This window comes from Pseudomonas sp. LAMO17WK12:I5, assembly GCF_900215165.1.
Lineage (GTDB): Bacteria > Pseudomonadota > Gammaproteobacteria > Pseudomonadales > Pseudomonadaceae > Aquipseudomonas > Aquipseudomonas putida_A.
The window spans coordinates 387088-413278 of record NZ_OBDS01000002.1 but is presented as its reverse complement, the minus strand read 5'-3'; the positions used below and the strand labels follow the sequence as shown (position 1 = coordinate 413278).

Below are 26191 nucleotides of genomic sequence, written 5' to 3'. Positions count from 1 at the left end.
TGTGCCCCAGACTTTTTTACCCTGCGATGACCCATGGCCGATTCTGCTTTTTTCTGCACCCTGTCTCATGAAGGCGTACTCGCGGTTCGCGGCGTGGATGCCGGCAAATTCCTGCAAGGCCAATTGACCTGCAACATCAATTACCTCAGCGACAGCCAGGCCAGCCTGGGCGCGCGCTGCACGCAAAAAGGCCGGATGCAGTCGAGCTTCCGCATTCTGCTCGAAGGTGACGGCGTGCTGCTGGCAATGGCCAGTGAACTGCTGGAGCCGCAACTGGCGGATCTAAAAAAGTACGCGGTGTTCTCCAAATCCAAATTGACCGACGAAAGCGCCGCCTGGGTGCGTTTTGGCCTGGAGCACGGCGACGCCGCGTTGGCCAGCCTGGGTCTGAACCTGCCAGGCGAAACCGACAGCGTGGTGCGCAACGCAAGCCTGATCGCGATTCGCGTCTCGCCGGATCGCGCCGAACTCTGGGTACCGGCCGATCAAGCCGATGCCATCAAAGCCAAGTTGGCCACCGCCCTGCCTGAAGGCAAATTGAACCAATGGCTGCTGGGGCAGATTCGCGCCGGTATCGGTCAGGTCATGCCGACCACCCGCGAGTTGTTCATCCCGCAGATGCTCAACCTGCAGGCCGTCGGTGGCGTGAGTTTCAAGAAAGGTTGCTACACCGGCCAGGAAATCGTCGCGCGCATGCAGTACTTGGGCAAGCTCAAGCGTCGCCTCTATCGCGTAGAACTTGACGCGACTGAACTGCCAGAGCCGGGCACCCCGCTGTTCGCCCCAAGCCACAGCAGCGCCATCGGCGAAGTGGTGATTGCCGCCCGCGCCGCAGAAAAGATTGAACTGTTGGCGGTGTTGCAGGCCGAAGCTGCCGAAGCGGGTGATCTGCACCTGGGCGACCTCGAAGGGCCAGCCCTGCATTTGCTCGACCTGCCCTACGAACTGGATCGCGACCGCGAAATCCAGCGCTGATCGCAGCTTTTGTTGCAACACCCTAGAGAATCTACATGAGCGAGCTGGCGGATAAGGTCCAACAGGATTTGGTTGAGGCCATCGATAACGATGACCTGGTTCTGCCAACGTTACCGGAAGTGGCCCTGCAAATTCGCAAGGCCGCCGAAGACCCGGAGATCAGTGTCAGCGACCTGAGCAAAGTGATTGGCCGCGACACGGCGTTGTCGGCGCGACTGATCAAAGTGGTCAACAGCCCGTTGCTGCGCGCGACCCAGGAAGTCACCGACCTGCACACCGCGATCACCCGACTGGGGGTGAACTACAGCAGCAACCTGGCGATCGGCCTGGTGATGGAACAGATCTTCCACGCCCGCTCCGAGGTGGTCGAACAGAAGATGCGCGAAGTCTGGCGCAAGAGCCTGGAGATCGCCGGCGTCAGCTACGCCCTGTGCCGTCGGCACACCCAACTCAAACCTGATCAGGCGGCGTTGGGCGGACTGGTGCATCAGATCGGCGTATTGCCGATCCTCACATACGCCGAAGATCACTACGAACTGCTGTCGGACCCGGTCAGCCTCAACCATGTGATCGACCACATTCACCCGCTGCTGGGCGACAAGCTGTTGCGGGTCTGGGAATTTCCCGAACAACTGGTGGCGTTGCCGGGGCTGTACCTGGATTTCAAACGCGACTCGGCGCACCTCGATTACGTCGATCTGGTGCAGGTGGCGAGTCTGTATTGTCACAAGGACAGCGATCATCCGATTGCGCGGATTGACCCGCTCAGCGTGCCGGCGTTCAGGAAGCTTGGGATCGATCCGGAGAACAAGGAGTTGTGCGCGGATCTGCAAGAATCGCGGACGATGTTTTACTGATCCGGAACCGCGGCGCGGCCTTCGCGAGCAAGCCCGCTCCCACAGGGGATTTGTGTACCGCGTGGATTCCCTGTGGGAGCGGGCTTGCTCGCGAAGAGGCCCGCACCAAAACCACATTTATCCGGCAATAAAACTCACCCGGACCTTCAAACCGGCCTGCTCTCCATCGTGCAAGGTGATCTGCGCCAGATGCGCCCGGCAGATCTCTCCGACAATCGCCAGCCCCAACCCTGAACCCGCGACCTGCTGATTGCGCCGATAGAAGCGTTCAAACACCCGATCACGCTCTTCCAGCGGAATCCCCGGCCCGTCATCTTCAACCTCAAGCACCGCCGGCGCCGCGACCCGCAGAATCACGTTGCCGCCCGGTGGCGTATGCGCCAGTGCGTTGTCCACCAGATTGCTCAGCAGCTCATTGAGCAACGTCGGCTCACCGCGCAGCCACACCGGCTCATCCGCCTCCAGAGCCAGCGCGACCCCGCGCGCATGAGCCAACGGCGCCATGGCCATGCCCAGCTCGCGGGCCAACTGACTCAGATCGAGCAGTTGCGCGCCGCCCTCGGCAATCGCCCGGGCACCGTTTTCCACCCGCGCCAGCGACAGCAGTTGATTGGCCAGATGGGTCAGGCGATCAGTGCTTTGCGCAGAGGATTCCAGGGTTGTGCGCCAGGTTTCCGCTTCAGTCGAACGCAGCCCAAGTTCCAGCCGCGCCTTCAACGCCGCCAGTGGCGTGCGCAGTTCGTGGGCGGCATCGGCGATGAACTGCGCCTGCCGCTCGAACTGCCCGCGCAAGCGTTCGGTGAAGTGATTGAGCGCGCGCACCAGCGGCCACAATTCATGTTGCACTTCCACCAGCGGCAGCGGCCGCAAATCATCGGGCTGACGCTCCTCCACCGCCGTGCGCAAACGCTCCAGCGGGCGCAGCGCGGCACTCACCGCAAACCACACCAGCAACAAGGCGCCGATCGCGAGCATGCCCAGACGCAGCAGCGTATCGGCCGCCAGACTGCGGGCCATGCTGACTCGCGCCTCATCGGTTTCGGCGACACGGATTTCCGCCATACCGTTCATGTTCGGTTCGGTGACCGCTTTGAGCAGGCTGACCACGCGCACGTTCTGCCCGCGATAGGTCGCGTTATAGAAGCGCGCGAGCGCTGGATAATCGTCGGTTCTCGGCGTACCGGGTGGTGGTCCGGGCAGGTTTTCATAGCCGGAAATCAGCTTCTGATGGATGTCGTTGACCTGGTAGTAAATCCGCCCGGCGCTGTCGTAAGCGAAGGTGTCCAGCGCCACGTAGGGCACGTCGGCGCTGAGCGTGCCGTCGCGCTGCGACAGGCCGGCGGCAATGGTTCGCGCCGAGGCCAACAGGGTTCGGTCATAAGCCGTGTCGGCAGCTTCGCGCCCGTTCCAGTACGCGCTCAGACCACTGGCGAGCATCAACACCACCAGCAACAACGCGAGGTTCCACAGCAACCGCCAGCGCAGGCTGCTGGGCTTATGCATCGCGACTTTCCAGCAGGTAACCGAGGCCACGGAAGGTCACGATCGCCACCGGTTGGCCGTCGAGTTTCTTGCGCAGGCGATGCACGTAGATTTCGATGGCGTCGGGGCTGGCCTCCTCGTCGAGACCGAACACCTGTGCCGCCAGTTGCTCCTTGCTCATCACTCGTCCCGGGCGGGCGATCAACGCTTCGAGCACGGCTTGTTCGCGAGAGGTCAGAGTCAGCAGTTCTTCGCCGAGGCTGAAGCGCCGGGTGTCGAGATCGTAGGCCAGCACGCCACAGCGCTGTTGGCGCTCGCCGCCGAGCACACTGCGCCGCAACAGCGCTTTGACCCGTGCTTCGAGCTCGGTCAGTTCGAACGGTTTGGCCAGGTAATCGTCAGCACCCAGATTCAAGCCGTGCACGCGGTCCTTCACATCGCTGCGCGCCGTCAGCATCAACACCGGCAGGTTTTTGCCGCGTGCGCGCAGGCGTGCCAGCACCTCGAAACCGTCCATGCGCGGCAGGCCGACATCGAGGATCGCCATCGCGTATTCCTCGCTGCCCAGCGCAAGGTCGGCGGCCACGCCATCGTGCAACACGTCCACGGTCAGACCGGTGCTCTTGAGCGCCTGGGCGACGCTTTCGGCCAGTTGCAAATGGTCTTCGACGAGCAGAACACGCATGGATCTCTACCTCATTCAGGGATGGCCGACGCCACTCTTTGCCGCGGAGTTTACAGCCGCAACCGCCGCTGTGAAGCCCGAAACCCGCGAAATCCAGCTGAAAGGTTAGTGAAAGGTTAGCCCGTTAGAGTCCGGTCACGGGCAGTTTCGACTGCCGTCGCTGCTGCCACACAGCGATACGAAAAACGCCTCGAAGCGTTTTCGACCAATAAGAACAATAAACGGAGTACACCCGCATGCCGTCCTTGCAGACCAAGGCTTCTACGCCTGTTCGTCCTTCTCGTTTGCGCCACGCCACCCTCGCCAGCACCGCTGCCCTCGCCGGTTTTTCGCCGCTGAGCTACGCCGACTTCATCAAAGACAGTTCCGCCACCTTCGAAACCCGCAACATGTACTTCAACCGCGACTTTCGCGACGGCACCAGTGCCCAGCAAAGCAAGCGTGATGAATGGGCGCAGGGTTTCATGCTCAACCTGCAATCGGGTTACACCGACGGCACCGTGGGCTTCGGTGTCGATGCGCTGGGCATGCTCGGGGTCAAACTTGATTCGAGTCCGGATCGTACCGGCACCGGCCTGCTGCCGACCCACGATGACGGGCGCGCCGCCAACGAATACTCGAAAGTCGGCCTGACCGGCAAAGTGAAAATCTCCGCCACCGAACTGAAAATCGGCAGCCTGATTCCCGAACTGCCGATTCTCAAACCGAATGACGGGCGCATCCTGCCGCAGACGTTTGAAGGTGGTTTGCTGACCTCCAAAGAGATCAAGAACCTGACCTTCACCGGCGGGCGCCTAGAGAAAGCCAAGGATCGCGACAGCACCGATTTCGAGGACATCGCCCTTAACAACAAGAACAGCCGCTTCGCGGGCACCGTGGCCGGCAAGCATTTCGATTTCGCCGGCGTGGACTACAAGTTCACCGACAAGATCACCGGCAGTTACCATTTCGCCCAACTCGACGAAGTCTATAACCAGCACTTCTTCGGTCTGGTCGCCTCGCGGCCGATGGGCCCGGGCACCTTCGCCACCGACCTGCGCTTTGCCGTCAGTGACGATCAGGGCGCGGCCCGTGGTGGCGAGATCGACAACCGCTCGCTCAACGGTCTGGTCAGCTATGCCCTGAGCGGCCACAAGTTCAGCGCCGGTTATCAGCACATGTCCGGCGACAGCGCGTTCCCGTATGTCGATGGCAGCGACCCGTACCTGGTCAACTTCGTGCAGATCAACGACTTTGCCGGCGCCGAAGAACGCTCCTGGCAGGCGCGTTACGATTTCGACTTCGCCCGCCTCGGCATCCCTGGCCTGTCGTTCATGAGCCGTTACCTGAGCGGTGACAACATCAAGCTCAAGAATGGCGAAGAAGGCAAAGAGTGGGAGCGCAACACCGAGATCAAATATGTAGTACAAAGCGGCGCCCTGAAGGACGTTGCCGTACGCCTGCGTAATGCCACCTACCGTTCCAACTACTCCGCTCGCGATGCCGATGAAGTGCGTCTGCTGGTGAGCTATAGCGTTGCCCTTTGGTAATTCAGTACGTCCATAACAACAACTCCCAAGGAGACATAGATGAACTTATCACTGCGTAAAGTTGCTCTGGCCGCTGGCGTCATGTTGTTCGCCGGCCAACTGATGGCCGAACCGAAACGTCCGGAATGCATCGCCCCGGCCTCCCCCGGCGGTGGTTTCGACCTGACCTGCAAACTGGCGCAGAGCGCGCTGGTCAACGAAAAACTGCTGACCAAACCGATGCGCGTGACCTACATGCCCGGCGGTGTCGGCGCGGTGGCGTACAACGCGGTCGTCGCCCAGCGCCCGGCCGACGCCGGCACGCTGGTGGCGTGGTCCAGCGGTTCGCTGCTGAATCTGGCGCAAGGCAAGTTTGGTCGTTTCGATGAAACCAATGTGCGCTGGCTGGCCGCCGTCGGCACCAGTTACGGTGCCATCGCGGTGAAAAGCGATTCGCCTTACAAGACCCTCGACGATCTGGTCAAAGCCCTGAAGAAAGATCCGAGCTCCGTGGTGATCGGTTCCGGCGGCACCGTCGGCAGCCAGGACTGGATGCAGACCGCACTGATCGCCAAGGCTGCCGGGATCAACCCGCGTGACCTGCGTTACGTCGCCCTCGAAGGCGGCGGCGAAATCGCTACTGCACTGCTCGGCGGTCACATCCAGGTGGGTAGTACCGACATCTCCGACTCCATGCCGCATATCCAGAGCGGTGACATGCGGCTGCTCGCGGTGTTCGCCGATAAACGCATCGACGAACCGGAAATGAAAGACATCCCGACCGCGCGCGAGCAGGGCTACGACATCGTCTGGCCGGTGGTGCGTGGTTTCTACCTTGGGCCAAAAGTCAGCGACGAAGACTACGCCTGGTGGAAAGACGCCTTCGACAAACTGCTGGCCTCCGATGAGTTCGCCAAGCTGCGCGATCAGCGTGAACTGTTTCCGTTCGCTATGACCGGCCCGGAGCTGGACACCTACGTGAAGAAGCAGGTCGCGGACTACAAAGTGCTGGCCAAAGAGTTCGGCCTGATTCAGTGATCGTCTCTGTCTAGCGGCTGCGGCCTCGCGCATCGAGGCCTCGGCACAGGAGTTTCCCATGCTCTTACAACGCATTTTCGCCTCGGTGCTGTTGCTGGCCTGCGTCGGCCTGGCGCTGATGGCGTGGCCGTATCAAGCGGCTTTTTCTTATGAACCGGTCGGCCCACGCGCCTTTCCTCTGCTGATGCTCGGCCTGATGGGCGTGGCGCTGCTGTACATGGTGTTCCGCCCGGCACCGATCAAACACAGCGAAGACGAGCCGCCGCTGGATCGCGAAACCCTGACCAAGATCGGCATCTGCGTGCTGTTGCTGCTGGTCTTCGCCGGCCTGTTCGAACCGCTGGGCTTCATCCTCAGCAGCATCCTGATCGGCATCCCGATGGCGCGCCTGTATGGCGGTCGCTGGTTGCCAAGCATTGTGGTCACGACATTGATGGCCATCGGTCTGTACCTGCTGTTCGACCGTCTGATGGACGTTCCGCTGCCTTTGGGCCTGCTCGACGTTCTGGAGAACTGATATGGATACTCTCGGTTATTTGGGTCAGGGCTTCGGCGTCGCGCTGAGCCCGTACAACCTGGTCACGGCCTTGACCGGCACGCTGATCGGCACCGTGGTCGGGCTGTTGCCGGGCCTGGGTCCGATCAATGGCGTGGCCCTGCTGATCCCGATCGCCTTCGCCCTCGGCCTGCCGCCGGAGTCGGCATTGATTCTGCTGGCGGCGGTGTATCTGGGTTGCGAATACGGCGGGCGGATCAGCTCGATCCTGCTGAACATTCCGGGCGAAGCCTCCACCGTGATGACCACCCTCGACGGCTATCCGATGGCGCGTCAGGGTCTGGCCGGTGTCGCGCTGTCGTTGTCGGCATGGAGTTCGTTCATCGGTGCGTTCATCGCCACCTGCGGCATGGTGCTGTTCGCCCCGCTGCTGGCGAAATGGGCGATTGCCTTCGGTCCGGCGGAATACTTCGTGTTGATGGTGTTCGCGATTGTCTGCCTTGGCGGCATGGCCGGTGATCGACCGCTGAAGACTTTTATTGCGGCGCTGATCGGGCTGTTTCTGTCGACCGTGGGCATCGACGCCAACAGCGGTGTGTACCGTTTCACTGGCGACAACATTCACCTGACCGACGGCATCCAGTTCGTGGTGCTGGTACTGGGTCTGTTCTCGGTCAGTGAAATCCTCCTGCTGCTGGAAAAAACCCATCGTGGCCAGGAAGCGGTGAAAGCCACCGGACGCATGATGTTCAACTTCAAGGAAGCGGCGTCGGTGTTCGTGGTGAACATCCGTTGCGGCCTGCTGGGTTTCATCATGGGCGTGTTGCCGGGTGCCGGCGCAACGCTCGCCAGTGCCGTGGCCTACATGACCGAAAAACGCATCGCCGGTGCCGGCGGCAAATTCGGTCAGGGTGACGCCCGTGGCCTCGCTGCTCCGGAGACCGCAATCGGTGCTTCGGCGTGTGGCGCGCTGGTGCCGATGCTGACCCTCGGCGTACCCGGTTCGGGCACCACCGCCGTGATGATCGGCGCGTTGTCGCTGTACAACATCACCCCGGGGCCGCTGCTGTTCCAACAGCAACCGGACATCGTCTGGGGCCTGATCGCGTCGTTGTTCATCGCCAACATCATGCTGGTGATCCTCAACATCCCGATGATCCGCATCTTCACCCGCATCCTCGCCGTGCCGAACTGGGCACTGGTGCCGGTGATCGCGATCATCACCGGGATCGGCGTCTACGCCGTGCATGCGACCACTTTCGACCTGTTCCTGATGGTCGGCATCGGCATCTTCGGCTACATCCTGCGCAAGCTGGATTTCCCGCTGTCGCCCGTGCTGCTCGGGTTCATCCTCGGTGGGCTGATGGAACAGAACCTGCGTCGTGCACTGTCGATCTCCAACGGTGCGCTGGAAATCCTCTGGTCGAGCCCGATCACTTTCGGCGTGTGGATCCTGACCGCGATCATGTTGCTGATGCCGCTGCTGCGCATCTGGCGCAAACGCTCGGCGGCGCAACGCGCCATCGCCGATGTCTGATCGCTCCTCCCTCCGAAGCTGGTGGGCGACCCCGCTGGTCGGTCTGCTTGGCGGTTTTATCGCCAGCCAGATCGGCTGGCCACTGCCGTGGATGGTCGGCTCGCTGCTGGCGATTATCCTGGTGCGCTGCCTGACACCCTGGCAATTGACCGAGATCCCCGGCGGGCGCAAATGCGGCCAATGGATCGTCGGCATCGGCATCGGCCTGCACTTCACGCCGCTGGTGATGGAGCAGGTACTGAGTCATTTCGGTTTGATTTTCTTCGGCGCGCTGGTCACCAGCCTGTCGGCGGTGGTCGGCGTGTGGTTGATGCGGCGTACCGGCGAAGATCGCGCCACGGCATTTTTCTCGAGCATGCCCGGCGGTTCCGGGGAGATGGTCAACCTCGGCGCGCGCAATGGCGCGCTGCTCAGCCATGTCGCGGCGGGGCAGAGTCTGCGGGTGCTGGTGGTGGTGCTGTGCGTGCCGGCCGCGTTCAAGTATCTGCTGGGCGACGGCACACCGATTTCCCACGCCGGCAACGTCGATTGGCGCTGGCTGGCGATTCTGTTTCCCACGGGCGCCCTGCTCGCCTGGCTCTGGCAGCGTTTGCGTCAACCCAATCCGTGGCTGTTCGGGCCGTTGCTGGTCAGTGCCACGGTGAGCATTGCCTGGGATTTGCACATCGGCCTGCCGGACGGCGGCAGCCAGATCGGTCAGTGGCTGATCGGCAGCGGGCTGGGCTGTCACTTCAATCGACAGTTCTTCCGCCGCGCGCCGTCATTCATGGGGCGTACGCTGATCGGCACGGCGCTGACCATGTTGATCGCCACATTGGCCGCGCTGGGCTTGAGTGCGCTGACCCATCTGGATCTGCGTTCGCTGACGTTGGGCATGATGCCCGGTGGGATTGCCGAGATGAGTCTGACGGCGGAGACCCTGCAACTGTCGGTGCCGCTGGTGACGGCGATGCAGGTGATGCGGCTGCTGTTTGTACTGTTTCTGGCGGAGCCGTTGTTCAAATACTGGAACCGTAATCCCGAGTAATACCGCGCCGCCCTTTTCGCGAGCAGGCTCGCTCCCACAGGGTTTTGAGGTGTTCACACAATCTGTGGCAACCACAGGAACCTGTGGGAGCGAGCCTGCTCGCGAAGGGGCCCGCCCATTCAACCCATCAAATCGGCGGCAGACGCCACTCAATTGGCGCTTCGCCATTCTGCTCGAGAAACTTGTTGGTCCGACTGAAATGCCCGCAGCCGAGGAAGCCACGATAAGCCGACAACGGCGATGGATGCACCGACGTCAGCACCAAATGCTTGGTCGCATCGATCAGCTTCTGCTTACTCTGCGCGTGCGCACCCCACAGCATGAACACCAGATGCGGCTGGCGTTCGCTGACCACCTCAATGATCCGGTCGGTGAAGAACTGCCAGCCCTTGTCCTTGTGCGCGTTGGCATTGGCGCGCTCGACAGTCATGGTGGTGTTGAGCATCAACACGCCCTGATCGGCCCAGCTCTGCAGGTAGCCGTGGTTGGGAATGTCGATGTTCAAGTCGCGCTTCAACTCTTTGTAGATATTGACCAGCGACGGCGGCGCCGGCACGCCGGGTTGCACCGAAAAGCACAAGCCATGGGCCTGGCCCGGGCCGTGATACGGGTCCTGGCCGAGGATCACCACTTTGACTTTATCCAGCGGCGTCGAATTCAGCGCGTTGAAAATCAGCGGGCCCGGCGGGTAGATTTCCTTGCCGGCAGCCCGCTCCTGCTGCAGAAAATTGCGCAACTCTGCCATGTATGGCTGGTCGAACTCAGCACGCAGTGCCTCCTTCCAGCTCGGTTCGAGTTTGATACGGTCGTCAGCAGTCATGGTCATACCCGGCAAAAACAATGGGGCGAACCCTAGGAAAGCCGACCACGCTTGTCAATTGATCTGACACAGATCCGGCACTTTCCCACACAACGATCATACTGAACGCTCAATTTCCCGATCGAGGTCACGATGAATCTGCACTTCGAAGAACTCACCGGCACCGACGGCGCCCGTCTCGGGATCGCCAGCCTGGATGCTGAAAAGTCGCTCAACGCGCTGTCCTTGCCGATGATCAACGCCCTGAGCGACAAACTGAACGCCTGGGCCAAAGATCCACAAATCGTCTGCGTGCTATTGCGCGGCAACGGCGCCAAAGCGTTCTGCGCCGGCGGCGAAGTGCGCAGCCTGGTGGAGGCCTGCCGGACCCATCCCGGTGAAGTCCCACCACTGGCCGCGCAGTTTTTCGCCGCCGAATATCGCCTGGACTACAGCCTGCACACCTACCCCAAACCGCTGATCTGCTGGGGCCACGGTTACGTGCTCGGCGGCGGCATGGGCCTGTTGCAAGGCGCCAGCACGCGGATCGTCACGCCGAGCAGTCGCCTGGCGATGCCGGAGATCACCATCGGTCTGTATCCGGACGTCGGGGCCAGTTGGTTTTTGTCACGGTTGCCGGGCAAGCTCGGCTTGTTCCTCGGTCTGACGGGTGCACATATGAATGGCCGCGATGCGATCGATCTGGATCTGGCCGACCGTTTCCTGCTTGAAGAGCAGCAACCGCAGCTGATCGAAGGCCTGCTGCAACTCAACTGGCAGGAACAGACCGACATGCAGCTCAACAGTCTGTTCAAGGCCCTGCAACAGGAAGCCGTCGGGCAGATGCCCGAGGCGCAGTGGTTACCCCGCCGTCAGCGGATCGACGAACTGCTCGACGTCAGCGACGTCACCTGTGCCTGGAAAGCCATCAGCCTGCAACGCGACAGCAGCGACCCGCTGATCGCCCGCGCCGCGAAAACCCTGAGCGAAGGCTCGCCGCTGACCGCGCATCTGGTCTGGGAACAGATCCTCCGCGCCCGCTATCTGTCGCTGGCTGAAGTGTTTCAGATGGAATACACCCTGAGCCTCAACTGCTGCAGGCACCCGGAATTCAGCGAAGGGGTGCGGGCGCGATTGATCGACAAGGATCAGAAGCCGCACTGGCATTGGCCGGATATCAGCAATGTTCCGGATGCGGTGGTCGAGGCGCATTTTCACAAGGTCTGGGAAGGTCGGCATCCGTTGGCGGATCTGACGCAATACTGAACGCCCGGTAAATCGCAGGCACAAAAAAAGCGGCGCTCAATGCGCCGCTTTTTTGTTTGCGGATGATTACCAGCGACCGCCTCGCCCGCCGTGGTCACCGCGGTTACCGTGATGATCACGGCCGCCACGGTCACGATCCCAACCACCACCGCGGTGCCCGTCCCAGCGCCCGCGATCGTTGTCGTGCCAGCGGCGGCTCTCGTAGTAGCGCGGCGCTGGTTGGTAGTAGCGTGGCGCCGAGTAGTAACGCGGAGCCGGTTGGTAGTAACGCGGGGCCGCCTGATAGTAGCGCGGGGCCGAGTAATAGGTGCTGCCACCGCTGTAATAGGTGCCGCCAGTGTTGTAGTAAGCCGGAGCGGGTGAGGTGTAGACCTCCGAGCTGTAATAACTGTCTGCGTAGGAGTAGGGAGCGCAACCGGCAACGGAAAACATCATCGCAGCAAGTAGAAGAATTCGTCGATACATGGCGGCCTCCTGGACCGCGGGTAGCCACACCAGCGACGCTGGCAGGCATCAGTCGTTTATTCGGTGACTGACGAAACATCTGACAGCGTTTTCCGAATCTGGTGCGCTTCCGTAACAAGTTGAAACATGTGATTGATGAAATCCTGTTCATTTGGAAAACACTGTCATTCAGCCGCTGATCAGTGGTGCCCACCGTGATAGCCGCCGCCGTGATAACCGCGTCCGTAACCGCCGCGATAGCCGTAGCCGCCGTAGTAATAATGAGCACCGCCGTAGTAACGCGGTCCGTAATATCCGCCGTAGTAATAGGGCGAGTAGTAGCCGGGATAATAAGACGTGGCAGGATAAGCATCGTAGGGACCGGCATAGTAGTAACACCCGGACAGGCCTGAACCGAGCACCGCTCCCAGCAGCACTCGACTTAACAGTTTTGAAATACCCATGACGGCCTCCTGAAAGACCCACGGCCGCAGCAGGACAGCGCAGCCGACACAGTTTTTGACTGTCATGTCTGGGGCAAGTGCCGGGCGCGGAAAAGCTTCAGATCAGCGGTGTCAGTCACACTGCCCCCCTGTGGTAGCGAGCCTGCTCGCGAAGAAGGAGTGTCAGACGACATTTACGTTGGCCGACCCACCGCTTTCGCGAGCAGGCTCGCTCCCACAGTTAGCCTGCGTAATGTCCAGGAATACATCGGTGCCACCACCGTACATGCTGATGACACCTTGCATACCCTGCTGTCTCGGGCCGATCATGCGATGTAGCAGGCCAGACAAACTGGTCGTAACCGCAATTGCGTGGAAATGCCTTACTCGTCCTATGCCTGATTCCGACATCAAACCCGACCTCTGCCCAGCCTGTGGCGCGCGCAACGACTGCACCCTGGCCGACCCGCGCACTGCCGACCAGGCCTGCTGGTGCTTTGGCGTGAGCATCGACCCCTCAGTGCTCGAAGCCCTGCCGGCCGAACTGCGCAATCAATCCTGCCTATGCCCGCGCTGCGCTCAGGTCGAAGCGCAACTGCAAGCAGCGGTGCGACCGATCCCGTAAGATACGCGCCCCTTTATCCGCCGATTCCTGACCATGCGCGTCGACCGTTTCCTCAGCAACCTGCCCCGCTACAACCGTCAGCAGGTTCGCCTGTTGCTGGTGGAAAAGCGCGTGCGGATCGACGGAAAAGTCGTCAGCGACCCGCACAGCGAAGTGCTGGAATTCAGCCGCGTCGAAGTCGACGAAGAAGTCCTGCAACTCGGCAAACCGGCACGCTACTTCATGCTGCACAAGCCGCCGGGGTGCGTCAGTGCCACTCGCGATCCGCAGCACCCGACCGTGCTTGATCTGATCGATGAACCGGACAAAGACGACCTGCACATCGCCGGTCGCCTCGACTTCAACACCACCGGGCTGATGCTGATCACCAACGATGGCAGCTGGTCGCGACGCCTGACCCAACCGCAGACCAAACTGCCGAAGGTCTATTACGTCGAGACCGAACAGGAGATCGGGCCGCAATACGCGCTGACGTTTGCCGATGGCATCTACTTCGCCTTTGAAAACCTGACCACGCAACCGGCGCAACTCGAAGTGCTCGGCCCAAGAGCGGCGCGTCTGAGCATCGTCGAGGGTCGCTACCATCAGGTGAAGCGCATGTTTGGTCACTTCAACAACAAAGTGTTGCGCCTGCACCGCGAATCCATGGGCCCGCTGTCGCTGGATAACGCTCTAAAACCGGGCGAGTACCGCGCTTTGCGCACCGAAGAGATCCATTTGTTCTAAGCCGGCGACCGCTCAGCAGAAGTTGTCGAACAATTTACCAACGGCACTTGCGCGATCCCCATCCCACTGCTTGAATCAGGACGTCGGCCAAATTGTGACCGATGAGTCACCACATACTTCCAAGAAACTTTTTGCCGGTCGTCAGCCCCTTGGGTTGCGCCTCAGCCGGCAGACTGCCCGCCAATAACAACACCCGTCGACCGCAGTCATGGATCGACATGGGCCAAGCAAATTCCAGGCGTATGCCTACCTGTCACAAAGCTCGTGCAATCTCTATTTGCGCGCATACCCGCTTGCTTGCCAGGAGTCTTATGACATGAGGCCAGAAATCGCTGTGCTGGATATACAGGGTCAGTATCGGGTTTACACGGAGTTCTATCGCGCAGACGCCGCAGAAAAGACCATCATCCTGGTCAACGGCTCGATGGCCACGACTGCGTCGTTTGCACAGACTGTGAAAAACCTGCACCCGCAATTCAACGTGGTTTGCTACGACCAGCCCTACGCGGGCCGGTCGAAAATCCACAACCGTCACGAGAAACATCTGACCAAGGAAGTCGAAGGGCAGAACCTGCTGGAGCTGATCGACCACTTCGGCGCCGAACACGTGCTGTCGTTTTCCTGGGGCGGCACAGCCACCCTGGTTGCCCTGGCCCATCAGCCGCGGCGTATCGAGAAAGCCGTGATCAGCTCGTTCTCGCCGGTAATCAACGCACACATGCTTGATTACCTGGAGCGCGGTGTCGATTACCTCGGCCAGCGCGATGGCGACCGCGTCGGGCACCTGGTCAACAGCACTATCGGCAAACACCTGCCGTCACTGTTCAAGCGCTTCAACTATCGCCACGTCAGCAGCCTGGCCGAACACGAATACGGGCAGATGCACTTCCACATCAGTGACGTGCTGCACAGCGATCGCCAGTGCTATTTGAATGCGGCGAAAAAGATCAACGTGCCGGTGCTGTTTCTCAACGGCGAATGGGATGAATACACCGCCGCCGAAGACGCCCGGATATTCGGCAACCATGTGGCGCACAGCACCTTCACCACGCTGCAGGCCACCGGCCACTTCCTCGACATGGAACACAAGGCTGCGTGCCGCGATAGCCAGAACGCCCTGCTCGGTTTCCTGAAACCCTCACCGCAGTCGAGCCGAACGCGTTACGCGTTCGTTCAGGATCACCATGCATTGGCCATTTGAAAAAGCGTCGTCGCGAGCGAGTCTGTGGGGCTGAAAGACCAGCATTGATTGTCCTGCAGATTTGCCCGCGAATGACCGTTTTCAATGCTGTAACGCGCTGCGGGCAAAAGAAAAACTTCAAATCCGCGCCCGACTCTGGTACAAAGTCAGCCGCTCTGAGCGGGTATAGTTTAGTGGCAAAACGAAAGCTTCCCAAGCTTTAGTTGAGGGTTCGATTCCCTCTACCCGCTCCACTCATTCAGGTCTCACGTCGTGTTACGACGGGAGATGCAGGAACAGAAAAAACCGGCCTACAGGGCCGGTTTTTTTGTGTCTGCGATTTGAGAAAAAGCAATGCAAGGAGTAATCCTCCTCACAGGAAGCCCCCCTTAATCGAATATGCATAACTCCACTTCTCTGTGTTTTATTGCGATTTCTGAGAGATAAGCCACAATACTCAGGAATAATGTATTGATACCGATCCTCTCACTAATCCAGAATTACCAGCTTTAAAGTAGTTTTTGAGGTGTAAAACCCATTATGTTGGATTTAATCCTTAGCAAACCGAATGAGATCGTCAAGCGGATCTGCGAACGCCTGCGCAATGACCGGCTCGCTCTGGAAATGACACAAGCGGATGTGGCTGCACGTGCCGGCATCGGAACCAACACGGTGTCCAATCTGGAAGCCGGGCGTAATGTGGGTTTCGAAAATCTGGTGCGCGTCGCCATGGTACTTGGACGCAGCAAGGAACTCGAAAATCTGTTCCTGCCAAAGCTTGAAACTCTGGACGACATCCTGCGCTACGAAAACAGCGCCAAGCGTCAACGCATCAAAAGGAAATCCGAAAATGCTTGAGCGAGTGGACGTCTACTACGAAGGCTGGGGTGAACATTGGCAGTGGGGCACGCTGGCTTCCACCACAGCTCTGACCGGTCGGCCGCTGGTGGTGTTTGAGTACAGCGACGAAGCGAAAAAAAGAGGACTCGAACTTTCGTCCCTGAAACTTCCTTTACAAGGCGCAAAATTAAGCCGGGATTTCCCGCAACATCAGTTGGGATTACCAGGCCCCGTCTATGACTCGCTGCCCGACGGTTGGGGCATGCTGCTGATGGATCGTCTATTCAAACGTCGCGGCCTGAATCCCGCACGCATCGGCCCCTTGGAACGACTGGCCTACATTGGCAACAATGCCATGGGATCCATGTCGTTCAAGCCTGTGGCGCCTGACGTACTAGAACCGCAGATGCATGTTCCCATTGAATTGCTTGCAGCCGAAGTGCAGCAAGTGCTCAAAGGTGAAGGGGGTGAGCTTCTTCAGAAGTTGTTGCTGGTGGGAGGATCTCCGCAAGGTGCCAGACCAAAAGCTCTGGTCTATCGCGATCCTGATACCGGGACGTTCACCACTGCCGCCACTCCGGATTTTGAAGCATGGCTGGTGAAATTCCCGGCCCAGCACGAACACCCCGAAGTGTGCGCTATCGAAATGGTCTATGCCGAGTGCTTGCGCCTCTGCGGCATTCAAACACCAGACACGCAATACTTTAGTCTGTCAGACGGAATGGCTGCCTTCGCCAGCAAACGCTTTGATCGACAGGACGGGCTGCGCGTCCCCATGCAAAGTCTCGCAGCTTTCACCGGAGCAGATTTTCGATCCCCTGGAGCATTGGACTACGTCAACTTCCTGCGCGCGACGCAGAGATGCACCAATGATGTACGAGAAAAAGCTCGAGCGTTCGAGCGAGCTGTATTCAACGTTGCGTTCCACAATCGAGACGATCACCCCAAAAACTTTGCCTACACCATGTCACGAACTGGCGACTGGAAATTAGCCCCGGCTTACGATGTGACCTTTTGCGAGGGGCCGGGTGGGTATCACCAGATGGATGTGATGGGCGAAGCGCTGGAAATCGACCGAAAGGCCATGCTTGGACTGGCAGAAGAGGCGGAGGTTGGTGCCTATGAGGCAGGAGTTATAATTGAGCGCTTTTGCGACGTATCCAGCCAATTCTCGACTGTGGCAAATGATCTTTATCCTGGCGTGATCACTCAGGAAACCCTGCGTACCATTCAAAGCCGAATTGATCACAACATCAAGTTGTTGCGATGACTGCATATCCTTGCAAATCACACTTTTTGAAACCCTGAAGATTTTTCCGACATTACAGATCCACAACAAACCACGGTTCTCACCATCCCCACGACCCGCTAGCATTTCCACTTCACCCACCAACCCTCCCCCCTGCGCGGCCATCGACGAATACGCGTTTTGACTTTCGAGGGACTCCATGGCGCGGCCCCTGCGCCGCTGATGACCGAACTCAAAAGAGCACTTTCCCATGACGCAAAACATTTACGACGACCCCGAATTTTTTCACGGTTACAGCCAAATGAACCGTTCAATCGGCGGCCTCGATGCCGCGCCGGAGTGGCCGGCGCTCAAGGCGTTGCTGCCATCGATGCACGACTTGAATGTGGTCGACCTCGGCTGCGGCTATGGCTGGTTCAGCCGTTGGGCCAGTGAACATGGCGCCGCCCATGTGCTGGGGCTGGATGTCTCGGAAAAGATGCTGGAGCGCGCGCGCGAAACCACAGCGGCGGCGAACATCCGCTATGAACGCGCCGATCTCGAACATCTCGACTTGCCGGCCTGCAGTTTCGATCTGGCCTACAGTTCGCTGGCGCTGCACTACATCAAGGATCTGGCCGGACTGTTCGCCCATCTGTACGCGGCGCTGAAACCGGGTTCGCATTTTGTGTTCTCCATCGAGCACCCGATCTTCATGGCCCCGCGCAATCCAGGCTGGCTGGTCGACAGCGACGGTCGCAAGCGCTGGCCGCTGGACAGTTATCAGATGGAAGGCGAGCGAGTGACCCACTGGCTGGCCGACGGGGTGATCAAGCAGCACCGCACGATGGGCACGCTGTTGAATTCGTTGATCACAGCGGGCTTTGCCGTTCGCCATGTCAACGAATGGGGGCCGAGCGATGCGGAGGTGGCCGCGCAACCAGCGCTGGCTGAAGAGCGGGAGCGGCCGATGATGTTGTTGGTGGCGGTGCAGCGCTAATTCGCGGCATATGCATTGTGGCGAGGGAGCTTGCTCCCTCGCCACAGAATGGGTGTTTGCCGTTACCGAGTCGCGACGATAAATAGCCGTGGAAACGGCAACAGCACCGAACCATCCGGCAACGCCGGATACGCCTCGGCAACCGCCGCCAGATACTGCTGCAGATACTGCGCCCGCTCCTCTTCAGTCAGCGGGCTCAGAAACGGAATCAAGCCACTGCCCTTGAACCACTCCACCACCCCCGCCGCTCCACCGGACAACTGATGGTGATAGGTGGTGCGCCACACATCGACCCGCGAACAGTGCAGACGCAACATCGAGAAGTAATCGCTGGCACTCGCCATGTCTGTGCGCTGTCCGGCGGCGCCTGCCAGTTTCGCGGCCCACGGGCCGTTGGCGGCAACTTCGCGCATCAGTCGATGGGAAGGTTCGTTGAGGTTGTCCGGCATCTGGATCGCCAGACTGCCACCGTCCGAAAGTTTAGCCGCCAACGCCGACAGCAATGTCGCGTGATCCGGCACCCATTGCAGCACTGCATTGGCGAAGATCACATCGAACGGGCCTTGATCCCCCCAACTATCGATTTCTGCGACCTCGAACTGCAACTGCGGCAGCCGCTTGAGCGCCGCGTCAATCATGTCCGCCGAGCTGTCCAGGCCCCGGACCTGCGCCTGCTCAAAACGCTGCACCAGCAGCTCGGTGGAGTTACCCGGACCGCAACCGATATCGACCACCGATCGCGCCTGAACCGTGGGAATCGCCGCCAGCAGATCACGGGCCGGGCGAGTGCGTTCATCTTCGAAAGCGACGTATTGTCTGGCGGACCAACTCATTGCGTTCTCCTGTCGGGACATTCCTGCGGTTCGTCACAATACAGGCAGCGCTGCGCGCAGTTCCAGACAGGCTTATTGCAAGGGATGTCTTCACCCTCACAATTATTGGCAGACGTCATTTGTAAGTAGAATTTTCATCGCGCCCCGGATGTCTGAATTTCAAGTTCTCCCAATAAGGAACACGGCAATGAAATTCGCGAAAATCTCCCAGACCCTGGCCCTCTGGGCCGGCAGCCCGAAAACCTTCATGGGCGCGTTGATCCTGATTTTTCTGTGGGGGTTGAGTGGGCCGATTTTTGATTTCAATGACACCTGGCAACTGATCATCAACACCTCGACCACGATCATCACTTTTCTGATGGTATTCCTGATCCAGAATACGCAGAACCGTGATACCGACATCCTGCATCTGAAGCTCGATGAGTTATTGCGGGTGAACAAGGAAGCGCAGAACGCAATGCTCGGGCTGGAATCGCTGGATCTCAAACAACTCGAGGCGCTGCGCAAGCATTACCGTAGCCTGGGGGAAAGCGAGGTGTTCAATCTTGAGGGGCTGGGGGAGAAGAGCAAGCCGAAGCAGGATTTGAATGACTGCTAAGTAGAGTTAAAAAAGCAAAAGATCGCAGCCTGCGGCAGCTCCTACATTGAACGGTGTAGGAGCTGCCGCAGGCTGCGATCTTTTGCTTGGCAGTTGGTATCAGCGACTGGCTTGCAGCGCTCGGGCCATTTCCAGATGGCTTTGCAGTTTTGGCAGCGTCTCGTCGGCAAATGCCTTGATTTCCGGCACGTCGGTCGACTGCGCTTCCTGCTGGATCTGCTGGATGGCCTCTTCGGTCGCTTTCACTTGGCTCGCGGCGTAGGCCTGGTCGAAGGTTTCACCGTCCTTGACCTGAGGGATCATGGTCTTGGCCTTGTCGGCAATTTCTTCACGGGGAGCGACCGGCAGATCGAGTTTCTTCGCGATCTTCGCCAGATGCTGGTTGGCCGTGGTGCGGTCATTGATCACGACAATGGTGTAATCCTTGACCTCTTTGGATTCGGATTTCTGGTGCGCCAGCCGGCTGGCTTCAATGTCGGCCATGCCTTTGGCGGACGCATCGTTGATGAAGTCGGCAGGCGACTGGGCGAATGCTGTGCCCGCGAACAAACCCAACAGCGTGGCAAAACTGAAACGACGTATCTGGGTGGCCATCCGGCTCATGGTCGCGCCCTCCTATCTCTGCAAATTCAAGCGGGGGCTTGCGCCCCCGCCTCTCAATCAAAACTACCTCACCGACTACTTCGACTTCTGAGCTGGCTTGCGGCCCATTTCGGTTTTCGCAGGCTCTTTGTCGACTGTCGTGGTGGTGGTTTTCCCACCTTTGCGACCGGCTTCAGACGCCTTGGTTCGATCGTTGGCGAAGTTTCCCGAGTTCGAGTTTCTTGAATTAGGCATGATTCTCTTCCTCTTGGTGTTGATCGTTGGCGAGCAGATGCCCGCCTAGATTGAGAATTGCCGGACTGCCAAAGGTTTAGAAAAGTTGCCCGCGCCGCGACGAACGGCGCGCACTGTTTCAGCTATCCACCGCCCGATGATTGAGGCGTTTGGCGGCGTACATCGCTTGGTCGGCATGCCGGAACAATTGTTGCTCCTCACTGCCATGTTCGGGATAACGGGCCACGCCGATGCTCGGTTCGATGTACAGGTTGTGACCGTCCAGGCGCATCGGCTGCACCAGCACCTGGCGGATTTTTCCGGCCACGATGTCGGCGTCTTCAGCGGCGTGAACGCTGTGCAACAGCACCACGAATTCGTCGCCACCGATGCGCGCGACGGTATCGGTGTCGCGTACGCAGCCCTTGAGCCGACTCGCCACCGTTTGCAGCAGCATGTCGCCGACCGCATGGCCAAAGGTGTCGTTGACCTGTTTGAAGCGATCCAGATCGACGTACAGCAGCGCCATGTTTCCCGAGGTATCACGGGCAGCGGCCAGCGCAGCCTTGAGGCGGTCTTTGAGCAACCCGCGATTGGGCAACTGGGTCAGTTGATCGTATTGCGCCATGCGCTTGAGCCGCGCGTGCAACTGCTGGCGCTCGATGGCGGTGGCGACCTGGGCGCAGACGTATTGCAGCAGTTCCTTGTCCTGCTCGGTGTAACGCTCGCCGCCCGGCAGGCTTTTGACAATCAGCGCACCGATGGTGCCGTTCTTCGAATTCAGCGGCACACCGAGCCAGCACGGTGAGTCCTGCCCCGCCACCAGCGCGGCGAAGTCGGGCGAGGCGTCGGGGCTGTCCGGCGTCAGCAGAATCGGCTGACCGCTGCGGATGACCTCCGCACACAAACGCCCGGTAACGGTGCCAGGTTGCTCGGGCTGCAATTCGAGATCGTCGACGTGATAGGGAAAATTCAGCTGCGCACAGTGCTCGTCGTACAGCGCCACGGAGAAATTCAGCGCCGGCAGCCATTCGCCGATGATCAGGTGGATGCGTTTGAACAGCGCCAGCAAGTCTTCGGCGACATGCGCCGCCTCGGAAATCGCGTACAGCGCAGCCTGACGCGATTCCGCCTGCTTGCGCTCGGTGATGTCGCGGGCCACGGCGATGCGCAGTTGATCGACCTCCGACCAGCGCGCCGACCAGAGGATGTTGACGATGCGGCCATCCTTGCGCACGTAACGGTTTTCGAAATTGTGCTTGGGTTCGCCGCCCATGATGTCGTGGGCGGCGGCGAGCGTGCGCTGGCGATCTGCGGGATGCACCAGCTCGATCATCGACCGACCGATCAACTCGTCAGGCGTATAACCAAAAATACGCTCGCAGGCAGCACTGACAAAAACGAAACGGCCCTGCCTGTCCACCGCGCAGACGGCATCGAGCAACAGGTCCATATAACTCGCCAACGGCGCGGAATTTCGGCTTTCCATGGTTCAGCGTGGGTGTCCGGACAATGCAGCACTGTTCAACCATCCCTGACCCTTTGTTCACGCATCCCTGCACACAAATTCAAGCCTTGTTCGGCAGCAATCCCGGTAGTGCGTGCATCAGTGCGTTGATCGCAAAACCGATGAACATCACGCCACACAAACGCGTGATCATCAGCTCGTGGCGCTGATACAGCGTGCGCACCCGTCGGGCGCCGACAACGCCGATCAAGATAGCGTAAGCCAGCAATCCGCCGAGAAAGCTCAGGGCGATCAGCCCCGGCAGCATCGACCAGTTGAGCAGTTCGGCGCGGCTCGACAGCAGCGCCGTAAACGTCGCCACCGCCACCGGATACGCCTTGGGATTGGTCAGGCCGAACAGGATGCCGTGCCAGAACGGCTGACGCGCCGCGCCCTGTGGCTGATCAGCGCTGCGCCGCTGGGCTCGCACTGCGCGCCAGCCAAGCCAGAACAGGTACAAGCCGCTGAGCACACCCAGCACATCGAATGCGGTGCTGCCGATCTCGCGGGCACCGACGATGGCGATCAGCGCGGTGCTGCACCAGACCACATCGCCAAGCAAATGCCCACAAAGAAACCCGGCCCCGGCCCGTCGCCCATGCGCCGCACCGATGCCGAACACCGCCAGAACACCCGGCCCGGGCGTGATGCCGTATATGAAACCCGAGGCCAGAACGGCCATTAGCAGCGATGGAGTCATGGAAAACCTGCTGGCGCCAGTACAAATGATGGCCAGTCTATATCAGCCCAATGTGTCTGATCACGACGCGTCGTAAAAACGCATGCCCGTGTACGGTTTCAACCGACAGGCTGCCAGTCGCGAAGCCAGATCACCGACGTGAACCTCAAGCTTGTGGCCATCAGGGTCAAGAAAGTAGAACGACGCACCTTCGCTGCGGTTGTCGCGCCATTCCTTCACATTCGCCGCTTTTAGCGTCTGCACAAACAACGGAAAATCTGCCTCGGCGAGGCTGAACGCGTAATGGGTGTAGTCGACGGACGGCTCGGTGGTGCGCTGCGCATCCAGCGACAGACACAACCACAGCCCCGGCAGCGACAGATAGGCACCGGCGTCCCACGAGGCTTCGACGCGCAGACCCAATACATCGCGATAGAACGCCAGGCTGCGGGGCAAATCACTGACGGCGAGGGTCAGGTGGTTGAGGCCGGTAAGCATGGGGTCAGTAACCTCTGAGGTCTTCAGGGATGTTGTACTGCTGGCCATCGTACGTCAGGGTGATCTGTTTTTTCTTCAGGTCGGTGTTTGTCGAAACGCACTGATTGCCGGACTTGGTGTTTTTCATTTTGCTGCCGGTGGTGGTGACGATCAGATCGGCGAAACCATTGTGGCTCGTTGGAGCGATCTCGAGGGTCCGGCGGATTTTTTTGCTGTAGCCCTCGCAGTCATTCACGAACTCACCGTTGTCCTTGAAGACCACCAGGCCTTCAAGCACCGGACGTAACTCGTCACCCTCGCGCACATACAGCGCCAGATCGGTTTTCTCGTAGGGCATGGCCTGGGAACTGTGCGCAAATTTCGCTCGCAACCCAAAAGCGCGGATATCCGGCGTCAGTCGGTAGCGCGCCGTATCAATGCGCACATCGTCCAACTGCACGGCATCGGAGTTGTAGGCGCCCGGTTTACGGTAGGTGGCGATGGGTTTGGCGTTGCTCGCATTGAGCAGCGCCAACTCCAGATCGAACGCCCCGGCATCGTCGCCACCGGAATCGGCAAGATAGGTGGACTTGACCGAAATCGCCTGACTCGGGAACGCCGGCCAGACGTTGCAGCGTGACATGGATTTGCCGTCGAAACTCTTGGTGGTGCAGGCGGCGTGGGCTTGGGTGGTGATGGCCAGCAAACCGAGGGCGATCAGGAGTCTGGTGGGGTTAAGCATGGTTCTTCCTTGATAAGTGTCGTGTTGGGCTGGCGAGTTACAGGCCTTGGAAACCGTTTGGCAAAACGTAGGATTTTCCGTCGTAGTGCAATGTTGTCAAAACGGGTTTGTTGTCAGTGGTTTCAGTTTTACATGCGTCTCCCGTCCCCACACTTGTTGTGTCTTTCTCCAAGGTTTTGACAATCAGATCTGCATAGCCGTGAGAGCTCGTTTTAGCGATTTCTACCGTTCTTGAAATCTCATATCGCTCGCCTTCGCAGTCACCATCCCACTCGCCGCCATACCGATAAACCACTAATTTATCCAATACCGGGCGCAATTTTTCGCCCTCTTTCACGTAGAGCGAAAGCAGGTTTTCTTCCATCGGATTGATTCGGGATCCGTTAGTGGATAACGCACGTACGCCAAAGGCACGAAGTTCGGCAGTCAGTGCGTAGCGAGCCGTATCGAGCGTTATTTCTCGCAAACTGACGCCATCCAATACAAATGCAGCCGCTTTGTAATAAGTCGCAATGGGTTTCGATTGAGCGGTGTCCAGAACGGACAAGTCGAAATCGTAGGTACTCAGCGCTTCTGGGTCATCAGATGGGGATCCGCGCTTAAACTGTGCAGTGGCGTTGATGGTTAATCCTGGATATGCAGGCCACTCCTTGCAGACAGAAAGATCCAGATCTTCTGCCATCGGTGTTGGCACGCAACCAGCCAACACCTGCCCCGCCATCAACCACCCACTCAGGGCCACCCACCCGATCCATCCAGACTTCACTGTCACATCCCACTCCTTGATAACGTTTTCAGCCGCGCACTATCCCCTCCTCAATCCGGCGATTCAACCAGTTCAACGCCTGACCCCCACCCCGGCGCTTATGCCACGCCAGCACAAACGTGAACGGCGCAATCTCGAACGGTGGCGGCAGCACAATCAGCTCCTGCTGATCAATCTCGCGCACGCTGCGTGACGACACCGTGAGAATCAGATCGGTACCGCTGATCAACTGCGGCGCGACGTTCCAGTGCGGCAGGCTGATGGCGACGCGGCGGCGTTCGCGCAATGAGGTCAGCGCCCGCTCGATTTCCGGGGTGCCGCTGCCGCGCATTTCCAGCAGAACATGCGGGCGCGACAGGTAGGTCGGCAAATCCAGTACGCCGTCGGCCGGCAAGCTGCGGCGATCCAGCAGGCAGACGTAGCGCTCTTCGAACAGCAGCGTGCTGCGCAACTCGTTGGGCATTTCCGGAAACACCCCGGCGGCTACGTCGATGTCACCGTTGAGCACACCCTCCAGCATGCCCTCGCGGCTCGCATGGCTGATCTGCAGGTCGATGCCCGGCGCCTCGCGGCGCAAGATGCGGATCAGCCCGGGCAGGATGATGGCCGCGCCGTAGTCGGACATCGCCACACGAAAGGTTCGCCGCGCAGTGGCCGAATCGAAAGCATTGGGCGCCAGCAGCGATTGCACCTGGGACAATGCTTCGGCGAGCGGTGCGACCAGTTCCAGCGCCCGCGCCGTAGGCACCAGCGTCGAACCGGCGCGCACCAGCAGCGGATCGCCGAGCAAGTCACGCAGCCGCGCCAGCGCATGACTGACCGCCGGTTGACTCAGGTGCAGCCGCTCGGCAGCGCGAGTGACGTGTTGCTCGCTGAGCAAGGCATCGAGGACCACCAGCAGGTTCAAATCAATACGGCGTAGATCATTCATCTCGTGCATGTTCTGGATGACAAAACGGAATTTAAATCTGCTCGACGAATACTCTAGAGTCCAGAAAAACCTGTTGGAGAGTGAGCATGAGTACGTTGCAGTGGGTTGGCTTGTTGCTGCTGGCCGCGTTTGCCGGGGCGGTGGTGCCGTTTCAAAGTGCGATCAACAGCAACCTGGCGCGGGGGCTTGGCCATCCGCTATGGGCAACCTTGGCCTCATTGCTGGTGAGTGTGTTGGTGCTGTTGCCGGTGATTCTAGCGTTGCGCCTGCCGCTGCCGTCGCTGGGTTTTATCAGCAAGGCGCCGTTGTGGATGTGGGCTGGCGGTGCGTTCGGCGTGTGCTTTGTGGCGCTGGCGGTGATGTTGCTGCCGAAGCTCGGCGCGTCGGGGTTTGTTGCGCTGGCCTTGGCCGGCCAGGTGATTGCGTCGATGCTACTGGATCACTTCGGGTTGTTTGGGCTGGTGGAGAAACAGCTGACGGCGTCGCGGGTATTGGGCGCGTTGTTGCTGATTGGCGGGGTGGTGTTGATTCAGTTTGGTGGGGTGTTTGAGCGGAATGTGGCGGCGGTTGGCTGATCTGAGAGCTCATGGTTTTGTGGTGTTGACGAGTCAGTCTTCGCGAGCAGGCTCGCTCCCACAGTTGATCGCATTTCAACTGTAGGAGCGGGCTTGCTCGCGAAAGGGCCG

The 26191-nt window shown here is 59.7% G+C and carries 30 protein-coding genes and 1 tRNA gene; 17 read left to right on the top strand and 14 right to left on the bottom strand.

Features of this window, described 5'->3' with window-relative positions; all coding sequences use genetic code 11:
• Window positions 1-33 precede the first annotated feature (33 nt).
• Both CRO59_RS04750 and CRO59_RS04745 read left to right on the top strand, forming a co-directional pair.
• On the top strand, window positions 34-975 hold the full coding sequence (locus CRO59_RS04750; protein WP_097086668.1) for a folate-binding protein YgfZ: 942 nt from the start codon (window positions 34-36) through the stop codon (window positions 973-975).
• Window positions 976-1010: 35 nt separating this feature from the next.
• Window positions 1011-1832 (top strand): HDOD domain-containing protein, encoded by an 822-nt coding sequence (locus CRO59_RS04745; protein ID WP_097086666.1) that lies wholly within the window; start codon window positions 1011-1013, stop codon window positions 1830-1832.
• A gap of 117 nt (window positions 1833-1949) precedes the next feature.
• Here the strand turns inward: CRO59_RS04745 and CRO59_RS04740 are convergent, their stop codons facing one another.
• Both CRO59_RS04740 and CRO59_RS04735 read right to left on the bottom strand, forming a co-directional pair.
• The gene (locus tag CRO59_RS04740) at window positions 1950-3335 is read right to left on the bottom strand and encodes a sensor histidine kinase (RefSeq protein ID WP_027614456.1); all 1386 of its coding nucleotides are present in this window, start codon (window positions 3333-3335) and stop codon (window positions 1950-1952) included.
• The gene (locus CRO59_RS04735; protein WP_003222545.1) at window positions 3328-3999 is read right to left on the bottom strand and encodes a response regulator; all 672 of its coding nucleotides are present in this window, start codon (window positions 3997-3999) and stop codon (window positions 3328-3330) included. Before CRO59_RS04735 ends, CRO59_RS04740 begins: the two co-directional genes overlap by 8 nt.
• 236 nt (window positions 4000-4235) lie before the next feature.
• Between CRO59_RS04735 and CRO59_RS04730 the strand changes: the two genes are divergently transcribed.
• Genes CRO59_RS04730 through CRO59_RS04710 form a run of 5 tightly spaced genes read left to right on the top strand, consistent with a single transcriptional unit; the run spans window position 4236 to window position 9605 of the window.
• The gene (locus tag CRO59_RS04730) at window positions 4236-5528 is read left to right on the top strand and encodes an OprD family porin (protein WP_097086665.1); all 1293 of its coding nucleotides are present in this window, start codon (window positions 4236-4238) and stop codon (window positions 5526-5528) included.
• A gap of 39 nt (window positions 5529-5567) precedes the next feature.
• A complete protein-coding gene (locus CRO59_RS04725) occupies window positions 5568-6545 on the top strand; it encodes a tripartite tricarboxylate transporter substrate binding protein (RefSeq protein WP_027614454.1) in 978 nt (325 codons plus the stop codon).
• 58 nt (window positions 6546-6603) lie between these two features.
• On the top strand, window positions 6604-7062 hold the full coding sequence (locus CRO59_RS04720) for a tripartite tricarboxylate transporter TctB family protein (RefSeq protein WP_027614453.1): 459 nt from the start codon (window positions 6604-6606) through the stop codon (window positions 7060-7062).
• 1 nt (window position 7063) lies between these two features.
• Window positions 7064-8578, top strand: coding sequence for a tripartite tricarboxylate transporter permease (locus CRO59_RS04715; protein WP_027614452.1), 1515 nt, complete (start codon window positions 7064-7066; stop codon window positions 8576-8578).
• A complete protein-coding gene (locus CRO59_RS04710) occupies window positions 8571-9605 on the top strand; it encodes an AbrB family transcriptional regulator (RefSeq protein ID WP_027614451.1) in 1035 nt (344 codons plus the stop codon). Before CRO59_RS04715 ends, CRO59_RS04710 begins: the two co-directional genes overlap by 8 nt.
• A gap of 127 nt (window positions 9606-9732) precedes the next feature.
• Here CRO59_RS04710 and ung read toward each other — a convergent pair whose 3' ends face one another.
• Window positions 9733-10425, bottom strand: a complete 693-nt coding sequence (gene ung, locus CRO59_RS04705; RefSeq protein ID WP_097086750.1) for a uracil-DNA glycosylase — start codon at window positions 10423-10425, stop codon at window positions 9733-9735.
• Window positions 10426-10557: 132 nt separating this feature from the next.
• On the opposite strand from ung, the gene CRO59_RS04700 reads away from it, so the two are divergent.
• Complete coding sequence (locus tag CRO59_RS04700; RefSeq protein WP_097086662.1) at window positions 10558-11670, top strand: enoyl-CoA hydratase/isomerase family protein; 1113 nt, start codon at window positions 10558-10560, stop codon at window positions 11668-11670.
• 66 nt (window positions 11671-11736) lie between these two features.
• Here the strand turns inward: CRO59_RS04700 and CRO59_RS04695 are convergent, their stop codons facing one another.
• Together CRO59_RS04695 and CRO59_RS04690 are read right to left on the bottom strand one after the other, a co-directional pair.
• Window positions 11737-12135 (bottom strand): hypothetical protein, encoded by a 399-nt coding sequence (locus CRO59_RS04695; RefSeq protein ID WP_007963255.1) that lies wholly within the window; start codon window positions 12133-12135, stop codon window positions 11737-11739.
• 179 nt (window positions 12136-12314) lie between these two features.
• A complete protein-coding gene (locus CRO59_RS04690) occupies window positions 12315-12578 on the bottom strand; it encodes a hypothetical protein (protein ID WP_097086661.1) in 264 nt (87 codons plus the stop codon).
• Window positions 12579-12951: 373 nt separating this feature from the next.
• On the opposite strand from CRO59_RS04690, the gene CRO59_RS04685 reads away from it, so the two are divergent.
• The 7 genes from CRO59_RS04685 (at window position 12952) to CRO59_RS04655 (ending at window position 18156) form a co-directional block, all read left to right on the top strand.
• Entirely contained in the window at window positions 12952-13182 is a 231-nt protein-coding gene (locus CRO59_RS04685) for a cysteine-rich CWC family protein (RefSeq protein WP_097086659.1), read from the top strand.
• A 33-nt stretch (window positions 13183-13215) separates the two neighbouring features.
• The gene (locus CRO59_RS04680) at window positions 13216-13908 is read left to right on the top strand and encodes a pseudouridine synthase (protein ID WP_097086657.1); all 693 of its coding nucleotides are present in this window, start codon (window positions 13216-13218) and stop codon (window positions 13906-13908) included.
• 316 nt (window positions 13909-14224) lie between these two features.
• Window positions 14225-15109, top strand: a complete 885-nt coding sequence (locus tag CRO59_RS04675) for an alpha/beta fold hydrolase (RefSeq protein ID WP_097086655.1) — start codon at window positions 14225-14227, stop codon at window positions 15107-15109.
• 159 nt (window positions 15110-15268) lie between these two features.
• Window positions 15269-15342: transfer RNA gene (locus tag CRO59_RS04670), tRNA-Gly, on the top strand.
• Between the two features lie 286 nt (window positions 15343-15628).
• Complete coding sequence (locus CRO59_RS04665; protein ID WP_097086653.1) at window positions 15629-15946, top strand: helix-turn-helix domain-containing protein; 318 nt, start codon at window positions 15629-15631, stop codon at window positions 15944-15946.
• Window positions 15939-17198, top strand: coding sequence for a type II toxin-antitoxin system HipA family toxin (locus tag CRO59_RS04660; protein ID WP_097086651.1), 1260 nt, complete (start codon window positions 15939-15941; stop codon window positions 17196-17198). The genes CRO59_RS04665 and CRO59_RS04660 overlap by 8 nt, the downstream gene beginning before the upstream one ends.
• Before the next feature lie 229 nt (window positions 17199-17427).
• Window positions 17428-18156: a class I SAM-dependent methyltransferase gene (locus CRO59_RS04655; RefSeq protein ID WP_097086649.1), complete on the top strand. Its 729-nt coding sequence runs from the start codon at window positions 17428-17430 to the stop codon at window positions 18154-18156.
• A 62-nt stretch (window positions 18157-18218) separates the two neighbouring features.
• On the opposite strand, the gene tam is transcribed toward CRO59_RS04655, so the two are convergent.
• Window positions 18219-18989: a trans-aconitate 2-methyltransferase gene (tam, locus tag CRO59_RS04650; RefSeq protein WP_097086646.1), complete on the bottom strand. Its 771-nt coding sequence runs from the start codon at window positions 18987-18989 to the stop codon at window positions 18219-18221.
• Between the two features lie 187 nt (window positions 18990-19176).
• On the opposite strand from tam, the gene CRO59_RS04645 reads away from it, so the two are divergent.
• Window positions 19177-19587 (top strand): low affinity iron permease family protein, encoded by a 411-nt coding sequence (locus CRO59_RS04645; RefSeq protein WP_047598058.1) that lies wholly within the window; start codon window positions 19177-19179, stop codon window positions 19585-19587.
• A 99-nt stretch (window positions 19588-19686) separates the two neighbouring features.
• Here the strand turns inward: CRO59_RS04645 and CRO59_RS04640 are convergent, their stop codons facing one another.
• From CRO59_RS04640 to CRO59_RS04605, 8 genes are all read right to left on the bottom strand, one after another.
• Window positions 19687-20190: a DUF4142 domain-containing protein gene (locus CRO59_RS04640; protein WP_027614439.1), complete on the bottom strand. Its 504-nt coding sequence runs from the start codon at window positions 20188-20190 to the stop codon at window positions 19687-19689.
• A 75-nt stretch (window positions 20191-20265) separates the two neighbouring features.
• Window positions 20266-20424: a KGG domain-containing protein gene (locus CRO59_RS04635; protein WP_003222499.1), complete on the bottom strand. Its 159-nt coding sequence runs from the start codon at window positions 20422-20424 to the stop codon at window positions 20266-20268.
• A 118-nt stretch (window positions 20425-20542) separates the two neighbouring features.
• Window positions 20543-21892, bottom strand: coding sequence for a bifunctional diguanylate cyclase/phosphodiesterase (locus CRO59_RS04630; protein WP_097086644.1), 1350 nt, complete (start codon window positions 21890-21892; stop codon window positions 20543-20545).
• Window positions 21893-21971: 79 nt separating this feature from the next.
• On the bottom strand, window positions 21972-22610 hold the full coding sequence (locus CRO59_RS04625) for a LysE family translocator (RefSeq protein ID WP_097086642.1): 639 nt from the start codon (window positions 22608-22610) through the stop codon (window positions 21972-21974).
• Between the two features lie 60 nt (window positions 22611-22670).
• Window positions 22671-23087, bottom strand: a complete 417-nt coding sequence (gene fos / locus CRO59_RS04620) for a fosfomycin resistance glutathione transferase (protein ID WP_027614435.1) — start codon at window positions 23085-23087, stop codon at window positions 22671-22673.
• A gap of 4 nt (window positions 23088-23091) precedes the next feature.
• Entirely contained in the window at window positions 23092-23808 is a 717-nt protein-coding gene (locus CRO59_RS04615) for a hypothetical protein (protein WP_097086640.1), read from the bottom strand.
• 37 nt (window positions 23809-23845) lie between these two features.
• Window positions 23846-24580, bottom strand: a complete 735-nt coding sequence (locus CRO59_RS04610; RefSeq protein WP_097086638.1) for a hypothetical protein — start codon at window positions 24578-24580, stop codon at window positions 23846-23848.
• A 22-nt stretch (window positions 24581-24602) separates the two neighbouring features.
• Window positions 24603-25514, bottom strand: coding sequence for a LysR substrate-binding domain-containing protein (locus tag CRO59_RS04605; RefSeq protein ID WP_177408944.1), 912 nt, complete (start codon window positions 25512-25514; stop codon window positions 24603-24605).
• A gap of 77 nt (window positions 25515-25591) precedes the next feature.
• On the opposite strand from CRO59_RS04605, the gene CRO59_RS04600 reads away from it, so the two are divergent.
• Entirely contained in the window at window positions 25592-26080 is a 489-nt protein-coding gene (locus CRO59_RS04600; protein WP_027614431.1) for a DMT family transporter, read from the top strand.
• Window positions 26081-26191: the final 111 nt, after the last annotated feature.